We start from the raw sequence: 17,739 nt of genomic DNA, 5'->3' as shown, positions 1-17,739 counted from the left end.
GGGCTGATGTGGATTATCAACCGGACGCTTCTCCGATTTCTCACCAAATAACTGCTTCTCGAACCAGGCCACTCGTCGTTTCAGTGCCTCGTTTTCATCACGTAGAACACTGTTCTCAGCGTTCAGGCGCGCGAGTTCTGCGACGGTTAAGTCGCTCTTGGAACAGGCTATTTCTGTTTGTTTTGGTGGTAGATTCATGGGTGTGGATTATATCAGACCCCACCTTAAATCGGATGTTGATAGCGCTTGTATTGACGGATTTTTTGCACTTCAATGCCATCTAAAATCAATTGCAGATCGGTCCAGCTCAGAGGGCGCTGTCCACTGGCTGAAGCGTTCACGCGGAACTGTCCCTGTTCAAGCCGCTTACTCCATAAGCAGTAGCCCGACGGTTCAAAATAAAGCACCTTCATCTGGGTTTTGCGTCGATTGACGAAGACAAAGTACTGACCACTCAGCGGGTTGTGGTTAAGCTGATTCTTCACCAATGCACTCAATCCTTGAAATGATTTGCGCATGTCAGTCGGTTGAGTGCAAAGCCAGATCCGAGCAAGGTTGCCGGGCGCAAACATCAGGGACGACTCAGGCGAAGCTCGACACCCTCGCCTAGACTGAGCACTATTGACCAGCCGCTACCTGCATGACCGCCTGACAAGGTGCCAAGATCAATAAATGCAGCCTCTTCTGAGCGCTGGGATTGGGAGCTGACTGGACGTTCATTGATAAGTCGCTTGCGCCAGTCACAAAAGCTGGCATAGCCTAAGCCGTGCTCTTCGCAAAAACGTGCAGCGGAGAGACCGCTGTTACGCCACTGATCGATAAAGATCTGCCATTGCTCTGGGGTATGACGGGTATAGCGTTTCATATGATGCTCTCCTGAATAAATAGGAGACTAGATTATCGCGCGATGAGTGCGAGGGGCAGAACGTATTAAAATGAACGGTTACACCTGATCCGTCATAGGGACAAAACGCTGGTCAATTGAGCCTAGGATGATTAATCCATTTGATGAACGAGAATGTCGATGTTGATCCAGTTGTATATGCTGGGTATCAAGTGTTTTACCTTCACTTCGTCCCGCGCTATCTATTAACACGGATTTTTCTTTGAGTACGAGAATTTGACGAATATGAGGTGCGAAGTAGAGTGTGTGATCAATACGTTCTCTTAAACTTGTTAGCCAAGTGAGATGTTCGGAGTCTAAAGGACGTTGAGGAATGATAGTTTCTAATGAAAGGATGCTTGATTCAACAGACTCAAGTGTACGAGTAATGCTGCGTTCCAAAATTTGACTTTGGAATATAAGTCTTTGATTATTAAGCTCTTTTTCTTGTTTTAGGCTGCCCCATAGACTAATTGTCACGGTGCAAACTAATCCAAAGAAAAGTATCACGATTAAAGCAAGAAAACGCCAATGAGAGTGTAACCTTTGTAAACTTAACATAGAGCGAATAGACTGAATTTTTTGTAGATCTAAAGCACTCAATGGTACGCTTCCAATTTAACGTATTAACATTTAATCTTTGTGATTCTAGCACACAAGATTGGAACTCACTAAATGAAATTAAAGCGCTTTGGGCTGATTGCTTTTCTTCTATATGTGTACAACGTAAGTATTGCTGAAGAATTAAGTGTCAAAAAAGTTGACCGCTTGCTCAATATAAAGATGAATAGCGAATTGCGTGTGTGTATTTGGCCAGATTACTACTCCATCACGTATCGTAATCCTCGGACTGAAATATTAGAGGGGGTTGATATAGAAATCGCTCACGCTTTTGCAGAGTTTCTTGAAGTCGATTTAGTTTTTGTGGATAGCTCATTCGCTATGCTGGTGGATAATTTATCAAACGATCGTTGTGATATAGCCATGCACGGTGTTGGGGTACGTGAAGATCGTGCGCAATTTATGGCGTTTACGCAACCGCATCTGCGTAGTGGTATTTTTGCAGTGGGTCGAAAGAACAATTCACATATACAGTCTTGGGAGGACATAGATCAATTAGGTAATATTGTAGTGGTTCAAAAAGGCACTTACATGGAGCCTGTAATGCGCGATCAGTTACAGTATGCAGAACTAACAGTGGTTGATGATTTTATGGCCAGAGAGCAAGAGGTCATGTCTGGTAGGGCAGATGTTTTTATGACGGATTATCCATATGCTTTAAGAATGGTTTCTTTAACCCAATGGGCTCGTCTTATTGAGCCTCCAACTCCACTGGCACCAACGGACTATGCGTATGCAGTCCCACTTAATGAGGATCAATGGTTAAAGACAGTGAATCATTTTATGGACGAGATACGGTCAAAAGGGCTGTTACTTGAATTTGCACGCAAGAATGGTCTTGAGCCGATCGTCTTAGTTGACTAAAAGCTATGCTTTTTAAGGGGCATCTTTTAACTTCAAATATTCTAGAGCAGGCGTAAAACCTTCTTCTGCTGAGAGTCTCATCCACTGCCATGCCACGTCTGGATTGGCTTCTACGCCCTTCCCCTCGAACAGGTTGAGGGCGTAATTGTATTTCGCTAGGCTAGCATAGCCTCCTTCAAGCCCAGCGGCGGTGCGCAGTAGGGTATTTGCGTAAGCTAGATCTTTCTGTACACCAACACCTGTTTCATATATTTGTGCCAGCCCAATGTAGGAGTAGCCATCTTGCCAACGAGCAATACAGTCCTCAAAGATTCGAATAGCGCTGGCGTGATCACCTGTTTTTCGAGCCACGTATCCGTAAAAGCATTTGCTGCGCTGATCTGAGTCAATCACTGATTGATAGTCAGGAGTAGCCATTACTTTTGTGCTTATTTGAAACAAAACTAAGCCTGAAAAGGCTATTAATACTGAATTTTTCATTACTGCGATACCGATTTTTTTTAGAGTGTAGACGTGTGATATTAAAGCAGCTAGGGAATTTGTTAAAATCGAGACTCAAACAGTACTAAAGTACAGGTTTATAGTTAGTATTGATGGGGATAGATATCCAAAAAATAGCTCCTTCAGATAATGCAGGTTTGTAACCTATGTCTCCTCCCATGTCTTGGATAAGTTGTTTACTGATAGCTAAACCTAGTCCGGATCCTTCAAATTGACGATTCATATCACTTTTTTCTTGTCTAAACTGAGTGAATAAAAATGGGATAAAATCAGGTCTGACTCCAGGTCCTTGGTCTTCTATTGATATTGTTACGGTATCATTTGCTACATGAGCATTTATTTTAACCTTGGAAGAACTAGGGGAGAATTTTATGGCATTTGATAGTAGATTTGAGATGGCTTGTTCAAATCGAATAGGGTCAACTCGAATAATAATGTTCGATTCAAAATGGCATAGCTCAAGGCTGATTGACTTTTCAAAAAGGTAGTTTTTATGTTGCTCAACCGATGTGCTTAATAATGGGTATAGTTCAACATCTTTTAATTCGATGTTTAATTTGTTTGATTTTAGTTTTGCGAAGTCAATAACGTCGTTGACTAATGTTTTTAATCTATACGCATTGCTTAACGAATTTTTAATTAGTTTTTTGACCTTTTCTGGTAGAATCCCAATCTTGTCCGAATTCATTAGGTCAAGGCTGCCCAGTATGGCAGTTACGGGTGTTCGGAATTCATGGCTTATATTTGCAATAAAATCGTCTTGAAGTTTTTCGTACTGTTTGCGTTTTTGGATGTCAATAATGAGTATAATTAGTTCTATATCTTCAGCTGTTTTAGAACTGTCTAATTGCCTTATTTGAACCTGGACATCAATTTCTTTGCAGTATTTTTGTATTTTTGTTTCAAATGAGTTAATGGGCAATAACTTTTCGGTGAGTGGTTTTTCCTCAGAAAAAAAGTGAAGTAATGATTTTAAATCTTTGTTTTCAAGTAAAGTGTCTGAGAAAAGAGTGAAAATTGATTGGTTGATAAGGTTGTCAGACTGTCTTCCTGTTAAGACGTTAATGCCTGTATTTGCAAAGCGAATGAGACCTGATTTGGAGACTGCTAATATTCCTATATCCTGAGTCCCATCTAAGACGGTTTGAAGCATATAGCGGCTCTCTTCTGCATCTTTTGCAAATGCCTGCATTTTTTTTCGTGTGTTTAAAAGCTCTTGTTCAAAGCAGGCTCTTTGTTCTGCAGGGAAAATAACCCAGTAATAGCAAGTATTTTCTTTGAAATCACCTTTTGAAACGTTTAGCAAAACAGGTAAGGAAGGATGATTAGTCCGGTTCATTTTTAAGTAAATTTCATTAACTGCACCGTCTTTACGAAGTAAAGGCCATAGATGCGTATGTAGAAAAATCTTTGCTGCTGGCGGAAATAACGCTTCAATTGTATTGACTGTTAACGGAAGCGTTAGCTCTAGAGATGCAATAGCGAATTCGTTGATAAATATAATATTGCCAGATACGTCAGTAACGATCACAGAACAAGGTAGAGCATTGAGTTCTAAATTACCTTTCAAAGGGAAAGTTCCGATTTTAGATAGTCGTTCATGGCCTGAATAACGAGCGATGGATGACTCATATGTGCGGCATGACCAGCAACATTTAGTACATTTAATGTGCTGTTTTTTATTTTTTGATGCATGTAATCTCCAACCGACAATGGAACAAGGGAATCTTCTTTGTGTTGAAGGATTAGGCTAGGTACTGTCAGCTTTGCAAAGTCCTCACGATTGTCAGAAAAAAATGTTGCAGTAGCAAAATGACGTGTGATGATTGGGTCTGTAGAGCAAAAGCTTTCAGATAATTGACCTGTAATTTCAGGGTCGGTACTCACTCCTGCAACAATCGGTGCTAGATAGCTAGCCCAGCCCAAATAGTTTTGGTCCATTAGATCAAGCAGGCCTTCAAGGTCTTCACGATCAAATCCACCTAGATAGTCTGGTGGGAGGTTTAGGAAGCAAGGCGAAGGGCCCAAAAGAATCATTTTTTTAAAGAGATTTGGTCGAGCATTAGCGGCAAGAATTCCTATGCTGCAACTGACCGAGTGCCCTACAAAAATGATGTCTTGGTTGATGGATAAAGCATCACATATTTCAATAATATCTTGGGCATATCCTGCAAGTGTTTCGTAACGATTGAAACTATAGTGACTAATGTCAGACTGGCCGCTCCCTACATAATCAAAAAGTATTTGTTGTAATTGATTGTCAAAAGCAGGGGTTATACTAGACCACATGGCTTGACTGCAACCGAATCCATGGGCATAAAGTAAAACAGGTTGAGTTGGATTGCCTGATATCTTTACATTGTTACGATGTAGGATGTTCATAATTTACCCTGTTTAGTTTAAGTGATAATCTGGGGTATAAAGTAACATAGGTTGCGATGCATAATTTTGCATATGAAATGTCTCAAATTTAGCATCAAACAGACAAAGTTTAGGTTGAACTATAGCGCCTTTGTTTGTTCACGTAATAGTGTACGACTGAAAAATTTCGGGTTGAGCTGTAACATTCTTAACTAAATTTTCGCTTTAGTGTAACTAGCAAGGTTCTAGTGCTGGTACGGAGGCACTCATGCAACTGAGAAAAGTTCTACATGTAGATGATGATGAGTCAATTAGAGATATTGTAGAAATATCACTGGTTGATTTTTCAGGCTTTACGCTAGTTTCAACATCCAGTGGTCAAGAAGCTTTAGAGCAGCTTGAGCATTTCAAACCCGATCTTATTTTGCTTGATGCTATGATGCCTGAGATGGATGGCTTAGAAACACTTCGACGGATACGCAAAAAAAGTGAAACGCAACACACGCCAGTTGTCTTCATGACAGCGAGGGTCCAGCAGGATGAAAAGCAACAATACCTTAATGCTGGAGCTGTTTCTGTTATCGAAAAACCCTTTGATGCTACATGCCTTGGTGATCAATTAACGTCTATTTTCTTGTCTCATAGTTAACGGTTTACGTAAGTGTATGATTGTTAATTGGCTTTCTCTAATGCTAACTTTCTAATTAATTGCTCTTACGTCACAATATTAGGTCATATGGCACTGTTTCAAAAGCTGAACGTTTATCCCATGCGTGAGACGCTTTGTGGGTTTGCTTCTGTTATGAGATAGATTGTTTATCAATGCAAGATCAGCGAAAATAGCAGTAATTCATCATTAGCCTACTAGGCCATTGTGTAAACACTTCGCATGGTCTAATAAGGTTGATATATCTGCATTCAAATCAAAAGAATCTCTTAATGTCACACCAGAATTTTATTAACGAAGTTAACAAACGACGTACTTTTGCCATCATTTCGCACCCTGATGCGGGTAAAACCACGATTACCGAAAAATTACTTTTACTGGGGCAGTTGATTCAGGTTGCAGGAACGGTCAAAGGCCGTGGCAGTGATCGCCATGCGACGTCAGATTGGATGACCATGGAACAGGAGAGGGGGATTTCAATCACGTCCTCTGTGATGCAGTTTCCGTTCAATGGACGCACAGTCAATCTTCTGGATACGCCTGGACACGAAGACTTCTCTGAAGATACCTACCGTACCTTAACCGCCGTTGATTCGGCGTTGATGGTGGTTGATGGCGCTAAGGGGGTTGAGGAGCGCACCATCAAATTGATGGACGTTTGTCGTTTGCGTGATACGCCTATTTTCTCGTTTGTAAACAAACTTGACCGAGACATCCGTGACCCAATCGACTTACTTGATGAAATTGAGCAAGTACTTAAGATAGAAGCCGCTCCAATCAACTGGCCAATAGGCTCGGGAAAATGGTTTAAAGGCGTATATAATTTGTATACGGATACTCTGCACCTATACACCTCTGGGCAGGGGCATACCTTGCAAGATGATCGTCGCATTCAGGGTCTTGCCAGCGATGAAGCCAAAGTCTTGTTAGATGATGAGTATGACAGCTTTGTTGATGAAATCGAGCTGGTGAAAGGCGCTACTCATGCTTGGGATCGACAAGCCTACCTTGACGGAAAATTAACCCCTGTGTTCTTCGGAACAGCATTGGGTAATTTTGGTGTTCGCGAAATGCTAACGGATTTTGTTGAGTGGGCTCCATCTCCTCCAGCACGTCCGACTGAAACGCGACAAGTGGATGCAAGGGAAGAGAGTTTCAGCGGCTTCGTTTTCAAAATTCAAGCGAATATGGACCCTAAGCACCGAGATCGTATTGCGTTTATGCGCATTTGCTCGGGCAGTTATACACGTGGCATGAAAATGCGCCATGTGCGCACAGGCAAAGAAGTCCGGATAGCTGATGCAGTGACGTTTTTAGCCGGCGATCGAGAGAATGTCGAAGAAGCTTGGTCTGGTGACATTATCGGCTTGCATAATCATGGCACGATACAAATTGGTGATACGTTTACAGCAGGTGAAGTGCTTAAATTTACAGGTATTCCTCACTTCGCGCCTGAGATGTTTCGCCGCGTTCGACCTAAAGATCCTTTGAAAATGAAGCAGTTGCAGAAGGGGTTGCAGCAGTTATCAGAAGAAGGTGCGGTGCAGTTGTTCATGCCTTTGAAAAACAACGACTTGATTTTAGGTGCAGTTGGGCAGTTGCAGTTCGAAGTTGTGGTGTATCGTCTTCAAGATGAATACAAAGTCGAGTGCTTATACGAAGGCGTTTCTGTTCAGACGGCACGTTGGGTTGAGTGCAAAGATAACAAAATGCTTGAAGAGTTTAAGCGTAAGGGATACGAAAATCTTGCTCTTGATGGCGCTGGACTTTTAACCTATTTAGCCCCTACCCGAGTCAATCTATCCTTAACACAAGAACGTTGGCCTGATATTGCTTTCAGAGCAACACGTGAGCACTAAGTCATGCATCTCATTGACACCCATTGTCATTTAGACTTTGAAGTGTTTGATGATTGCCGTCAGCAGGTTGTCGAACAGGCCATGCAAGTGGGTGTTCGACAGTTTGTTGTACCAAGTGTTACACGTGCCCGCTTTCAAAACGTTTTGCAATTAGCCAATAACTTTCCCAATGTATATCCAGCTTTAGGGCTGCATCCTTGCTTTATTTCAGAGCATCAGCGCAGTGATATAGATGTTCTGCAAGGCTTACTCTCTCATTCCCGTGTCTGTGCCTTAGGTGAAATAGGTCTTGATGCCAGAGAGGGGATGGTTGCGATGGACATTCAGCTTGCTCTATTTGATGAACAGCTCCTGTTAGCGAGGCGTTTTAGTAAACCCGTGATCTTGCATGTGGTTAAGGCGCATGATCTGGTGCTATCTCGTTTAAGACGTATACGGGGGCAAGCGGGTGGTGTGGTGCATGCTTTTTCAGGAAGTGAGCAGCAGGCACGCGAATATGCCAAGCTTGGGTTTTATCTAGGGATGGGAGGAAGCTTAACCTATTCGCGCGCGACAAAGCTTCAAGGGTTAGTGCAGCGTTTACCACTGAAATGGTGGGTGCTTGAAACAGACGCCCCGGATATGCCTTTGCAAGGATTTCAGGGGCGGCCCAACACACCATCCCAAGTGCGTCGGGTCGCTGAGAAATTTTCAGAGCTAAGCGGTGTTAGTCTTGAGGAAGTCGCTGAGCAAACAAATCTTAATGCACGCCAGTGTTTTGGTGTGGATCACTTGCTATAAATGGTTTTAAAAATAGTATCGATGGTGCGCCATGCCAAATTTGTGTGGTCATTGGCGGGGAGTCGATAAATCTGACCATCTACGTCGACCCGCTCACTTAAATAACTTTGATCGGGCGGATTAATGAGCATCATTGCTAGGCTTCTTGGGTAATTAGGGCGTTGAACACTCTGGCCGTACTTATCCTCTATGGGCTTGAACATGAAGCGAGCCCCAGCAATTCTATTCAGCTCAAAGCATTGTGTGCGACTATCCCCCTGACAAAGGCGTAAGGCCTGCGCATCAAGCGTGTAGTAGCGGTTATGCGCGTTGTTGTCTTTAGGTTGTGTCTGCCCAAGGCTTAAACAGCCCGTTAGCAAGACCAAGGGGGCTAAGGCGAAAAATCGTTTTTTCACAACGAATGCTCCATGCTAAAGCTTATTTTTGAAAATCCGCATAGGGATTTACAACGTCAATAGAAATCGCGTGTTCGTAGCCAGGCAGCTTGATCTCAGTGTCACTAATGCTGAGGTCTTCGCCATTGAGGACATGATTATCATATAGATAGATCGGCTTACTGAGACCTTTTTGGCTATCTTGGTCATATTGCTGTGCTTGTGCAAGGGTTGATTCTTGCTTATCTCGCCAAGCGCCTAGGGCTTCTTTAGAATAGCGTTTTTCTAGCATTTGGTTGACGACATGGGGAGAAAGTAGAACGGCACTTGCGTTGTTACCACCGAAGCCTTTAGCGTTTATGATAACACTGTCCATGCCTTGCGGGCCGACATCCTGATGTTGTAAAGATAGATTTAAATGGCTGTGATGAACATCGTCAGCAATGGCCGGCGTTGTGATCAGGCCTGGAAGAATACCGTACTGCCAAACACCAAGCGATGCCATAATTTGGTCACCCCCAGCGCAACCTTGCGAATGTCCAACAAAGGCTTTAACAGCGGATACGTTCCATTGTTCAATACCAAATGCTTTGGCTGTTTCATTGATCACATGAGACTCTGTGACCCTGTTCTGAGGTGTACTTGTGCCGTGCGCCTGTACAAAGCTACGTTGTTTTAATGAGGTTTCGCCTAACATATTTCGGATAAAGGAAGCCGCTTTACCCAGGGTCATGTAGTTACCAATACCAGGTGCTGAAATCGACTTTTTATGGCCATCGGCATGAACATAAACATCACCAATGGCACCAAAAATTTGAGCGCCTGTTTCAATTGCTAGATCGTCACTCATGAGAACGAGGTATTGGCTGGATTCACCGATGGTAAAACCACAGTTATTGCCAAATGGGCGACAAGCGTTGCGGTAGTCAGCATTGGTCAGGGATTCTAGGTTATCAAGCGCTTGAAGATACTTGTCTTCAGCTAAGGCGCCCATGGCTCTGAAGCCTTCAATAATTTCAGGAGTGACGGGGGCATCACTTCCGCCAACAAGCACGAGTTTACGACGACCACTGCGTATTTCTTGAATGCCATTATAAAGATTATACAAGAAGGTCGCACATGCACCTAAGGCGCCGCCAGTCATGCCTGCATTGCCTAATAAGTAGGCATTAATGAAGTCGGCAGGCATTTGAGCATAGCCCAAGGGCATTTGTTTTGATGTGGTTCTTTTTCCTAAGGCGGCGAACTTAGTTAATCCGCCAAAACCGTTGTCGTCAAGTTGTCCGATCGAGTTGCTGGCAAACACTGCTATCTGATCGGGAGAAAGACGTGCTGCGATTTTATCATAGTCGATTCCCACAGATCGCAAAGCATCTGATGCGGCAAAAACGCTCATCTGTAAACCGCGAGGATGATTGCGTGATTGATACAGCTTACCTGGATCAAAACCGGTTGGTAGCATCCCTGCGCTTTGGACAGCGGCAACACGAGTGTCGTTAAACAAAACATCGCAGCCACCCTGAATGCTGACTTGAGTTTCGCTGGTGTTGAGGGGGGTGAGTGTCCAGTTTGCAGGGATCTGCGCCGGTAAATGCTTATTTCGTAATTTGAAGACCAGTGAGCCATCACTGCCTTGGAGGGTGGCAGGACGATTGAATAGAAGATGATTCACGTCAAACCAGTCGGGGTGTATACGACGGATAAGTGTGTTATCTAGGATCTGTTGCGTTAACCCCTTCGGAAAATCAGAAAAAGAGATGGGTTCGCCTAAGTGATCTTCAAATTGTCCATTATTAAAACGGATTAGCCCCATGAGCGACGCAAGCGACACGAGTGTTTCATTTCGACTGTTAGCGTCAAGTTGATCTAAAATTAAGCGGCGATACGCATGATGGGAAGAGGATCTTCCGGCTGGGTTGATGCCGCCGAAACCGACGATAACAGGAAGCTGTGACAAGGGGTGGCTCCTTGATGGGCTAATGCAAATGAACGTTCAATCAGCGTATTTTATCCCTTCAAGCAGATCCATACCAGTATTGTTGACAAGTGATTGTTTGAGTTTGTCGATAATATGGGCGCTTAATCAAAGGTTAAGCTACACTGGTTTTAGATAGAGCTTATTAAAACAGAGCAGTCTTAGGAGTTCGTAATGATTAAAAAAATTGCAGTGGTGTTAGCATCAGCCGCACTCGTGGGTGGATGTACAACGATGCAGCCTGTCGGTGGATCAAATACGGTTCGTGGAGGGGCTGGTGGGGCTGTGGGTGGTGCGGCACTTGGCGCAGCCGTTGCAGGTAAAGGGAATCGAAATGAGGGTGCTTTAGTTGGTGCCTTATTGGGTGCGGCCGTTGGTGGTGGTATTGGTTACTACATGGATCAGCAAGAGGCTCAATTGCGTCAGCAGTTGCAAGGCTCGGGTGTTGATGTGAATCGCGTGGGCGATGAAATTCAATTGGTAATGCCTGGCAGCATTACGTTTGCAACCAATGAGGATAGGATAGATCCCTCTTTCTATCAAACCATCGACTCAGTTGCCAACGTTTTACGTCAGTATGATCAAACCTATATCAATGTAGAGGGGCATACGGACAGCACTGGAGCTTTGCAATATAACCAGTCTTTGTCAGAAAGACGTGCCCAAAGTGTATCCCAGCGCTTAATTTCTTCGGGCGTGAGTCCAATGAGGGTTAATGCAGTCGGCTATGGTCCAAGTCGTCCAGTTGCGGATAACTCAACAGCTCACGGCCGCGCGTTGAATCGTCGCGTTGAAATAAACATTCGCGGTCAATAATAAGGTCGGCTCAAGTCAGTTAAGTAGCTTGGAAAGGGTCCAAGCTACTTAAAAAATCAAAGATCGGCACTGTCCGCTAAACGGTCAAACTTACCTAATAGCGCTTGCAGTCTGTCTTGAGTGTTATTACGTTCATTTTCAAGAGTGGCTTGAGCACCTTGTAACTCACTGATTTCAAGACGAAGTGTTTCCACCTCTTCAATCAGACTTTCAATTTTTTCTTCTAGCTGGTTAAACAGCTCGCTTTGCATGTTGGGCTCCGTTCACTTTCAGGTAAGGGTAAAAGTCACGAAGCCTAAGGCGAGTCGAGCAGCCTGTCAACACCTCAGTGGCTTCTAACGATATCATCGACTTGTATATTTACATTTTGAGATGAATCGTTAATCCTGCCGCTGGCAAAATTTGGCTGAACGTTATCCAGTGTCAGCGTAACATGGGTATTATTTAGCTCGGCATAAGGCATATGGAGTGGGTCGTAGTAGGTCATTCGACGGTAAACACTGAGTCGATCACCTGCCTTTAAGCCGCTCATGGCTCCCGCATTAATCCATAAACGATCATTCTCTGCTCGGGTTATGCGCGCACTAAACGGCTGGCAGCGTAGTTGATCACGGATGTCTAAACTGGCTTGGCGCAACAGATTCAATACTTGAATACCATAGTCTTCTTGCCAGAAGGCTTGAGTTGCAAATCCTGTTTGTTTTTGTCCAGCGTTCCAGCGGCCGCTGGTGCTATAGCTTTGTCGATAAAGCAGAGCACCAGTGAGAGCATCATGGATAAACAAATCAAATACAAAGTTGCGTTGATGGCGCGTGTGGTTCTTATCCGTTCGATGGTAAAGATCAACAAGTACGTTGGGTTCTCGAGGTCCAATCGGATTCAGGGGCTGCATGTCGCGTATCACGCCTGACACTATGTACTGCACTTGCGTTTGCTCAGTATGGCGTTGGATGTTGGTTAGCATCCCATCATCCAAGGTTTGGGTGGGTGCGTTATTTAGGTTTGGGTGAAGAGTGATATGCGTAGCAAGGTGTGTGTCAAATCCGGGTTGTTGAAGGACTTGTTGCGCTAGCAGATCGGGCATTTGGTGCACAATCTTATGTAAACTGCCAGTGTTTGCATGGAGGGGGTGTTGTAGGGGGAAGGCGGTAAATGCGACCTTTTTATGGTAGGCAACTTCATTAATATCACCTGAGCATCCCTCATCCATGCTGACATCGGCTCGGATACGTAGAAATAATACGTTATCAATGACGCGCTCGTTGATGACTTGAATGTTACTCACTCGCCCAAGAGACGTCATTCGCACGTTATCGATTTCAATTGCTCCATTACGAACAATTGATGTGGATGAAATATAGGCAGAGCTGCGCATTGCGGCGGCTTCTGCAGCTTGAGCAATGGCGGTTCTACGTGCACTGATAAGGTCGCCGTTGATGATGCTTGCGCTACCATCTGCCTCAACAACAAGATCTGCCCAAGCGTTAAGTGAGAGAATAAGTAAGCTTGCCAGTATGCATCTTAAAAACCACATTGCAGATTATCCAAAAAATACCTAAAGGCATACGTTAGATAATTTAGCATCTTTCTGCAATCATTTGCCGTCAGTTGACTCGGTCATCCGGTGCCGGAATTCGTTGAGCGCTTAAAACCTTAGCAAAGCTACTATTTTCAAAGGTTTTGAAGACCAATAAAACGCCTGCTGGTGCCGTTGGGTATTCAATGAGTCGTCCTTGCTCTTCACTGACGAAATCTTTTTTGTAGTATTGGGCAAGGCGTCCAGCGCTTACGCCTTGAATCGTTCCTTGGTTCAACAATACATACACCCCATCGGGTTCGTTGTGGAACACACGGGTAATGCGCATTTCGCTGTTGCCAGGTGAGTGGGACTCTCGAATAGCGCTGCTTTGTAAGTTTCTGTATGGGGTTGAAGGCAATACATAAAGAGTAGATTGCTGTTCGTTGGGGGCTTGGTTCGTTAAGTGGAATTTAGCTCGATCGGCTTCTTTATACATGAGTTGTGCTTCACCGACACGGAGTAACTCATTTATTGAGTGATTCTGAGCGACAGTGTGCGACTCTTGTACGGCGTATACAGGGTAGCGTTCGCCCATGACGTAGTGGCTAGAGACATTTGAGGCATAAATGACCTGTTCTTGCCCTTCACTAAGGTTGGCTTGTACCCGCGGAGCTTGTGCTAGTTGGGCATCGGTTGCGAGAGTGCGGCGGTCGGCAAAACGTTGGAGAGATCCTCCGGCAACCTCGTCATTAACTGCTGCACGGTAGCGCTGCGCTAAAGGCTCTCGAGACGGATGTGTCTCGGTGACAAGGTGTCCTGTGGTCGCAACGGTAGTAGGTAAAAGAAGGCTGCTACCGGGGCGAAGGGCATTCGGGTTGCGTAATTGTGGGTTTAAAGACCATATTTCCCTCCATCTGCGCTCATCTCCAAGATAAGTCCTAGCGAGAGAACTGAGTGTGTCTCCTGTCTGGACTTGATAAGACATTGACGATGCCTGGCTGTGTGCAAGGCCAGTGAAGGTCATCATTAAGGTGAGCAGTAATGGAATGAAAATGCGTCTAAGCATGTATGAACCCTATCCGATGGTCAGGTCACGTCCTTGTGACAGATAAACTGTTAGTAGCGTGGCGCGTAGTAAAGCGTGTCGCGGTAGGCGCCACCTTGAATCAGCCCATGGCCACGAGTGTGGTAGAGTCTTTCAGACTCAAGGAGTCTTCGCAGTTCAGAACGGCTAATCTTTAGCGCCATGTATGTGATAGCAACGCCATCATCCTGGAACTCTTGGTGTGTAATCGTGGCACCTTGAATGAAGCTGTTTAAGCGGGTTCTGAGTCGGTCATGGTTGGCCACAAAGTTATCAACACTGGTGTCCCCGAAAATATGGACGCCAGAAACCTGCTCTGCCATTTTACGATACGCATCAACTTCAGATGCTCTCAGTGCCATCAAACGACGCTGTGGTGCGCTTTCAAAGGTATTGCGAGGTGCACCATAACCAACAACGTTTAAGACCTGTTCGTCTGGAATGACCAATTGATCACAACGAGATGATTTTACACAGCTGCTTGCCGTTAGGTCTGATGATCCGATCATGTCGCCGCATGCAGTTGTTCTGCATCCCGGTGCTTGATAGGCGCAACCTGCTAAGGTTGATAAAGCAAGGGCTGACAGTAATAGTTTCAATTTATTCGTCATAACAAGTCCTTAGTTCAGAGAACCGAATGCAGAGGCATTTTAATTTTTCGGAGTTTATATCGGCCATCGTGAATATTACTTTACCCATTTTTTCGTTTTAAACAAGTCAGTTAGAGTGTTGGATGTGTTCGTCAAGTTTTTCACAAATGGTATGTTGTAGTCTTTCGCATAAATCAGGATCGCTAATGGGTTGTCCTGTGGCGTCAGTGATAAAGAAAAAGTCTTCTACTCGCTCGCCAACGTTTGAGATTTTTGCTTTGCGAACTGAAATGTTGAAATCAACAAAAATCCGACCAAGTCGTGCTAGAAGTCCGGGGCGGTCAGATGTAAACACTTCTAAAACAGTTTGATGTGTGCTCGGATCATTGCTTAAATTGACACTCGTCGGAATTGCGAATAGCTTCAGTACGCGTGGAACTCGACGTTGAATGATTTCAGGGAAATCGTCAGGGTCGTCTAGCTCTTCTGTTAGTGCTGTTTGAATTCGAGTTAAGTACTCAGGATTGTCGGGTAAGGGTTTGTTGTCTTCGGATAAAACGGTGTAGGTGTTTAGTGTGCGGCCATTATCCGTTGGAATGATGCGAGCATCTAGAACATTTAAATGCAGTTGATCTAATGCCGCCACCGTTGCTGGAAAAAGCTGTGGGAGATCATCTGCATAAATAAAGATCTCGGTGGCACCCTCGTAAAGACGATAAGAGGTTTTTTGCACGAGGATGAGCGGTAAGGGTCTTTCACCGTGCCCTAAAATAGCTTGGGTATGCCAGGCAATGTTTGTCGCATCCTCTCGCAGAAAGTATTCATCACCAAGCATTTCCCAAAACGTATGGACGGCCGCTACATCCATCTGCATTTGATTCAGCATGATCATGGCCTCTTGCTGGAGCTGTTCAATCCGATCTTCTTTGTTGATAGGGTTCTCAAGGCCTCGTCTTAAAGCACGCTTGGTTTCAGTGTAGAGTTGGCGTAAAAGGGTAGCGCGCCAGCTGTTCCATAAGGTGTGATTTGTTGCATTAATGTCAGCAACGGTAAGTACATACAGGTAATTAAGATGAATAATGTCGCGTACTTCATGTGCAAACTGATTGATGACTTCTGGGTCTGAAATGTCGCGACGTTGTGCTGTCATCGACATCTTTAAGTGGTTTTTAACCAGCCAGGCCAGCAAATGTGTATCCCATTTGCCGATATGATGACGTTTGCAAAATTGAATTACATCATCTGCACCTAGTTCTGAGTGATCGCCACCTCGTCCTTTGGCAATATCATGGTAGAGGCCAGCGATATATAAAAGCTCAATTTTGGGCAGTTGATTGATAATGCGGTGGGCAAGAGGGAAGTGCTCTTGCATCGACTCATGCCGAAATTGACGCATCATCTGAATGACTTTTAATGTATGTGCATCGACTGTGTAAATATGGAACAGGTCATGTTGCATCTGGCCGACGACCTGTCCAAACTCAGGCAGGTAGCGTCCGAGAATGCCATAGCGATTCATGCGTCTGAGTTGGGTTGAAACGCCTTCGCGCGAGCGGAGTAATTCCATGAATAACGAGGTGTTGCGTAAGTCGTTACGAAATTCATCGTCAATAAGGTGGCGGTGTTCACGTATGAGGCGAATAGTGGAGGCTCTAACGCCTTTTATTTGAGGGTTCTGTGCCAGTAAAACGAATAACTCCATCAGCGCAAAAGGGTGATGTTCGAATACGCTATCGTAAGCAGCCTCAAGGTAGTCATCATGAATTTTGAAGCGATTGTTCAAGGGTTCGATGCGAGGTTTGTCTGAGCGGCGTAAAATGATTTCATCAAAGTACTGAAGAAGCATGTCATTAAAACCAGACATGGCTTTCGCCACTCGGTAGTATTTGCTCATAAATTGTTCAACCGCTAAGCCACTGTCTTGATCTTTGTAATCAAAAAACTTAGCTAGACTGCGTTGATGATCAAATAAAAGACGATCTTCGCGGCGCTTGCTGATCATGTGTAGGGCATAGCGAAGGGTCCAAAGATAAAGTTCACCTTTGTTTAAAGTGTCGAGCTCAGAGTCGGTTAAAAAACCGTGATGAACCAAATCGTGTAAGTAGGTTGCACCAAAGTGGCGCTTTGCAACCCAGCCGATAGTCTGAATGTCTCTAAGCCCCCCGGGTGAGTTTTTTAAATTAGGCTCTAAGTTGTAAGCCGTATCATTGGTTTTTTCGTGTCGCTGATTTTGCTCTTCGAGTTTGGCTTTAAAAAATTCTTTATCGGACCAGGCTTCTTCTGACGTGACACGCTGGTACATGTTGATTTGTAGGTCGGGGTTGCCTGTTAGGGTTCTCGACTCAATCAGGTTGGTTGCGATGGTGATATCATTTCGGGATGCTTCATAGCATTCATCAATGCTGCGAACGCTTGAGCCTATATCTAGCTTGATATCCCATAACAAGGTTAGAAAAGCACTGATGGTGTCAGAAAATGTTTCGGCATCCACACCATCCGTTAAAATCAAAATGTCGACGTCTGAATACGGATGAAGTTCGCCACGCCCATATCCGCCGACGGCCACGAGTGCGAGTTTATCTTTGTGTGGCCAGTCAAAGCGGTTCCATATAGAACAGAGTATTTGATCGATAATCCATGCGCGCCCGTAAATCAGCTTACGTATGTCTGCTTGGTTGCAGAAGGCCTCATCCATCAAAGATTTGGCTTTGTCCAAGGCTTGACGGTACACGGGAAGCGCGTTTTTAGCATTGGCTAAGGCTTCTTCCAACGCCAGAGGGTCAAGATACTCAGGCACAGCAAAAACAGACTGGCTCGTAGCGCCCATAGATCATCTCCAGATGCA

At 44.6% G+C, this 17,739-nt stretch carries 19 protein-coding genes; 5 read left to right on the top strand and 14 right to left on the bottom strand.

The annotated features are described in order from the left end of the window. The 4 genes from DN062_RS18735 to DN062_RS14865 all read right to left on the bottom strand — a co-directional run. Window positions 1–198, bottom strand: a 198-nt coding sequence (locus tag DN062_RS18735; protein WP_205126746.1) for a hypothetical protein, incomplete at its 3' end; no start/stop codon positions are given. Window positions 199–224: 26 nt separating this feature from the next. Continuing rightward, window positions 225–572, bottom strand: coding sequence for an IS66 family insertion sequence element accessory protein TnpB (tnpB, locus tag DN062_RS14875; RefSeq protein ID WP_112160089.1), 348 nt, complete (start codon window positions 570–572; stop codon window positions 225–227). After that, on the bottom strand, window positions 572–865 hold the full coding sequence (gene tnpA / locus DN062_RS14870) for an IS66 family insertion sequence element accessory protein TnpA (RefSeq protein WP_112160088.1): 294 nt from the start codon (window positions 863–865) through the stop codon (window positions 572–574). Before tnpA ends, tnpB begins: the two co-directional genes overlap by 1 nt. 78 nt (window positions 866–943) lie before the next feature. Continuing rightward, window positions 944–1,363: a hypothetical protein gene (locus DN062_RS14865; protein ID WP_133256766.1), complete on the bottom strand. Its 420-nt coding sequence runs from the start codon at window positions 1,361–1,363 to the stop codon at window positions 944–946. Window positions 1,364–1,558: 195 nt separating this feature from the next. Here DN062_RS14865 and DN062_RS14860 point away from each other — a divergent pair, with 195 nt between their 5' ends. Then, on the top strand, window positions 1,559–2,368 hold the full coding sequence (locus tag DN062_RS14860) for a substrate-binding periplasmic protein (RefSeq protein WP_112160086.1): 810 nt from the start codon (window positions 1,559–1,561) through the stop codon (window positions 2,366–2,368). 12 nt (window positions 2,369–2,380) lie between these two features. Here DN062_RS14860 and DN062_RS14855 read toward each other — a convergent pair whose 3' ends face one another. From DN062_RS14855 to DN062_RS14845, 3 genes are all read right to left on the bottom strand, one after another. Further along, window positions 2,381–2,848 carry a tetratricopeptide repeat protein gene (locus tag DN062_RS14855; protein WP_112160085.1) on the bottom strand — a complete coding sequence of 156 codons (468 nt, stop codon included), beginning with the start codon at window positions 2,846–2,848 and terminating at the stop codon, window positions 2,381–2,383. A gap of 85 nt (window positions 2,849–2,933) precedes the next feature. After that, complete coding sequence (locus DN062_RS14850; RefSeq protein ID WP_112160084.1) at window positions 2,934–4,439, bottom strand: sensor histidine kinase; 1,506 nt, start codon at window positions 4,437–4,439, stop codon at window positions 2,934–2,936. Beyond that, window positions 4,436–5,251, bottom strand: a complete 816-nt coding sequence (locus tag DN062_RS14845) for an alpha/beta fold hydrolase (protein WP_112160083.1) — start codon at window positions 5,249–5,251, stop codon at window positions 4,436–4,438. Before DN062_RS14845 ends, DN062_RS14850 begins: the two co-directional genes overlap by 4 nt. Before the next feature lie 247 nt (window positions 5,252–5,498). Between DN062_RS14845 and DN062_RS14840 the strand changes: the two genes are divergently transcribed. The 3 genes from DN062_RS14840 (at window position 5,499) to DN062_RS14830 (ending at window position 8,536) form a co-directional block, all read left to right on the top strand. Then, window positions 5,499–5,879: a response regulator gene (locus DN062_RS14840; protein WP_112160082.1), complete on the top strand. Its 381-nt coding sequence runs from the start codon at window positions 5,499–5,501 to the stop codon at window positions 5,877–5,879. Window positions 5,880–6,169: 290 nt separating this feature from the next. Further along, entirely contained in the window at window positions 6,170–7,756 is a 1,587-nt protein-coding gene (locus tag DN062_RS14835; protein WP_112160081.1) for a peptide chain release factor 3, read from the top strand. Between the two features lie 3 nt (window positions 7,757–7,759). Continuing rightward, window positions 7,760–8,536: a TatD family hydrolase gene (locus DN062_RS14830; RefSeq protein ID WP_112160080.1), complete on the top strand. Its 777-nt coding sequence runs from the start codon at window positions 7,760–7,762 to the stop codon at window positions 8,534–8,536. Here DN062_RS14830 and DN062_RS14825 read toward each other — a convergent pair. Both DN062_RS14825 and DN062_RS14820 read right to left on the bottom strand, forming a co-directional pair. After that, window positions 8,524–8,931, bottom strand: coding sequence for a hypothetical protein (locus DN062_RS14825; RefSeq protein WP_112160079.1), 408 nt, complete (start codon window positions 8,929–8,931; stop codon window positions 8,524–8,526). The two genes, DN062_RS14830 and DN062_RS14825, sit on opposite strands and share 13 nt — an antisense overlap. A gap of 22 nt (window positions 8,932–8,953) precedes the next feature. Continuing rightward, complete coding sequence (locus DN062_RS14820) at window positions 8,954–10,867, bottom strand: beta-ketoacyl synthase (RefSeq protein WP_112160078.1); 1,914 nt, start codon at window positions 10,865–10,867, stop codon at window positions 8,954–8,956. Between the two features lie 192 nt (window positions 10,868–11,059). Between DN062_RS14820 and DN062_RS14815 the strand changes: the two genes are divergently transcribed. Next, on the top strand, window positions 11,060–11,701 hold the full coding sequence (locus DN062_RS14815) for a YiaD family glycine zipper/OmpA-like lipoprotein (protein ID WP_112160077.1): 642 nt from the start codon (window positions 11,060–11,062) through the stop codon (window positions 11,699–11,701). Between the two features lie 56 nt (window positions 11,702–11,757). On the opposite strand, the gene zapB is transcribed toward DN062_RS14815, so the two are convergent. The 5 genes from zapB to DN062_RS14790 form a co-directional block, all read right to left on the bottom strand. Further along, window positions 11,758–11,952 (bottom strand): cell division protein ZapB, encoded by a 195-nt coding sequence (gene zapB / locus DN062_RS14810; RefSeq protein WP_112160076.1) that lies wholly within the window; start codon window positions 11,950–11,952, stop codon window positions 11,758–11,760. Between the two features lie 74 nt (window positions 11,953–12,026). Beyond that, a complete protein-coding gene (locus tag DN062_RS14805) occupies window positions 12,027–13,235 on the bottom strand; it encodes a flagellar assembly protein T N-terminal domain-containing protein (protein ID WP_112160075.1) in 1,209 nt (402 codons plus the stop codon). A gap of 70 nt (window positions 13,236–13,305) precedes the next feature. Beyond that, window positions 13,306–14,286 (bottom strand): LysM peptidoglycan-binding domain-containing protein, encoded by a 981-nt coding sequence (locus DN062_RS14800; RefSeq protein WP_112160074.1) that lies wholly within the window; start codon window positions 14,284–14,286, stop codon window positions 13,306–13,308. 50 nt (window positions 14,287–14,336) lie between these two features. Further along, window positions 14,337–14,915 (bottom strand): LPP20 family lipoprotein, encoded by a 579-nt coding sequence (locus tag DN062_RS14795; RefSeq protein WP_112160073.1) that lies wholly within the window; start codon window positions 14,913–14,915, stop codon window positions 14,337–14,339. A 106-nt stretch (window positions 14,916–15,021) separates the two neighbouring features. Then, the gene (locus DN062_RS14790; protein ID WP_112160072.1) at window positions 15,022–17,721 is read right to left on the bottom strand and encodes a [protein-PII] uridylyltransferase; all 2,700 of its coding nucleotides are present in this window, start codon (window positions 17,719–17,721) and stop codon (window positions 15,022–15,024) included. Between the last annotated feature and the right edge of the window lie 18 nt (window positions 17,722–17,739).

The sequence above is a fragment of the Nitrincola tibetensis genome (assembly GCF_003284585.1).
GTDB classification, from domain to species: Bacteria; Pseudomonadota; Gammaproteobacteria; order Pseudomonadales; family Balneatricaceae; genus Nitrincola; species Nitrincola tibetensis.
This window is presented reverse-complemented; position numbering and strand designations above follow the sequence as displayed.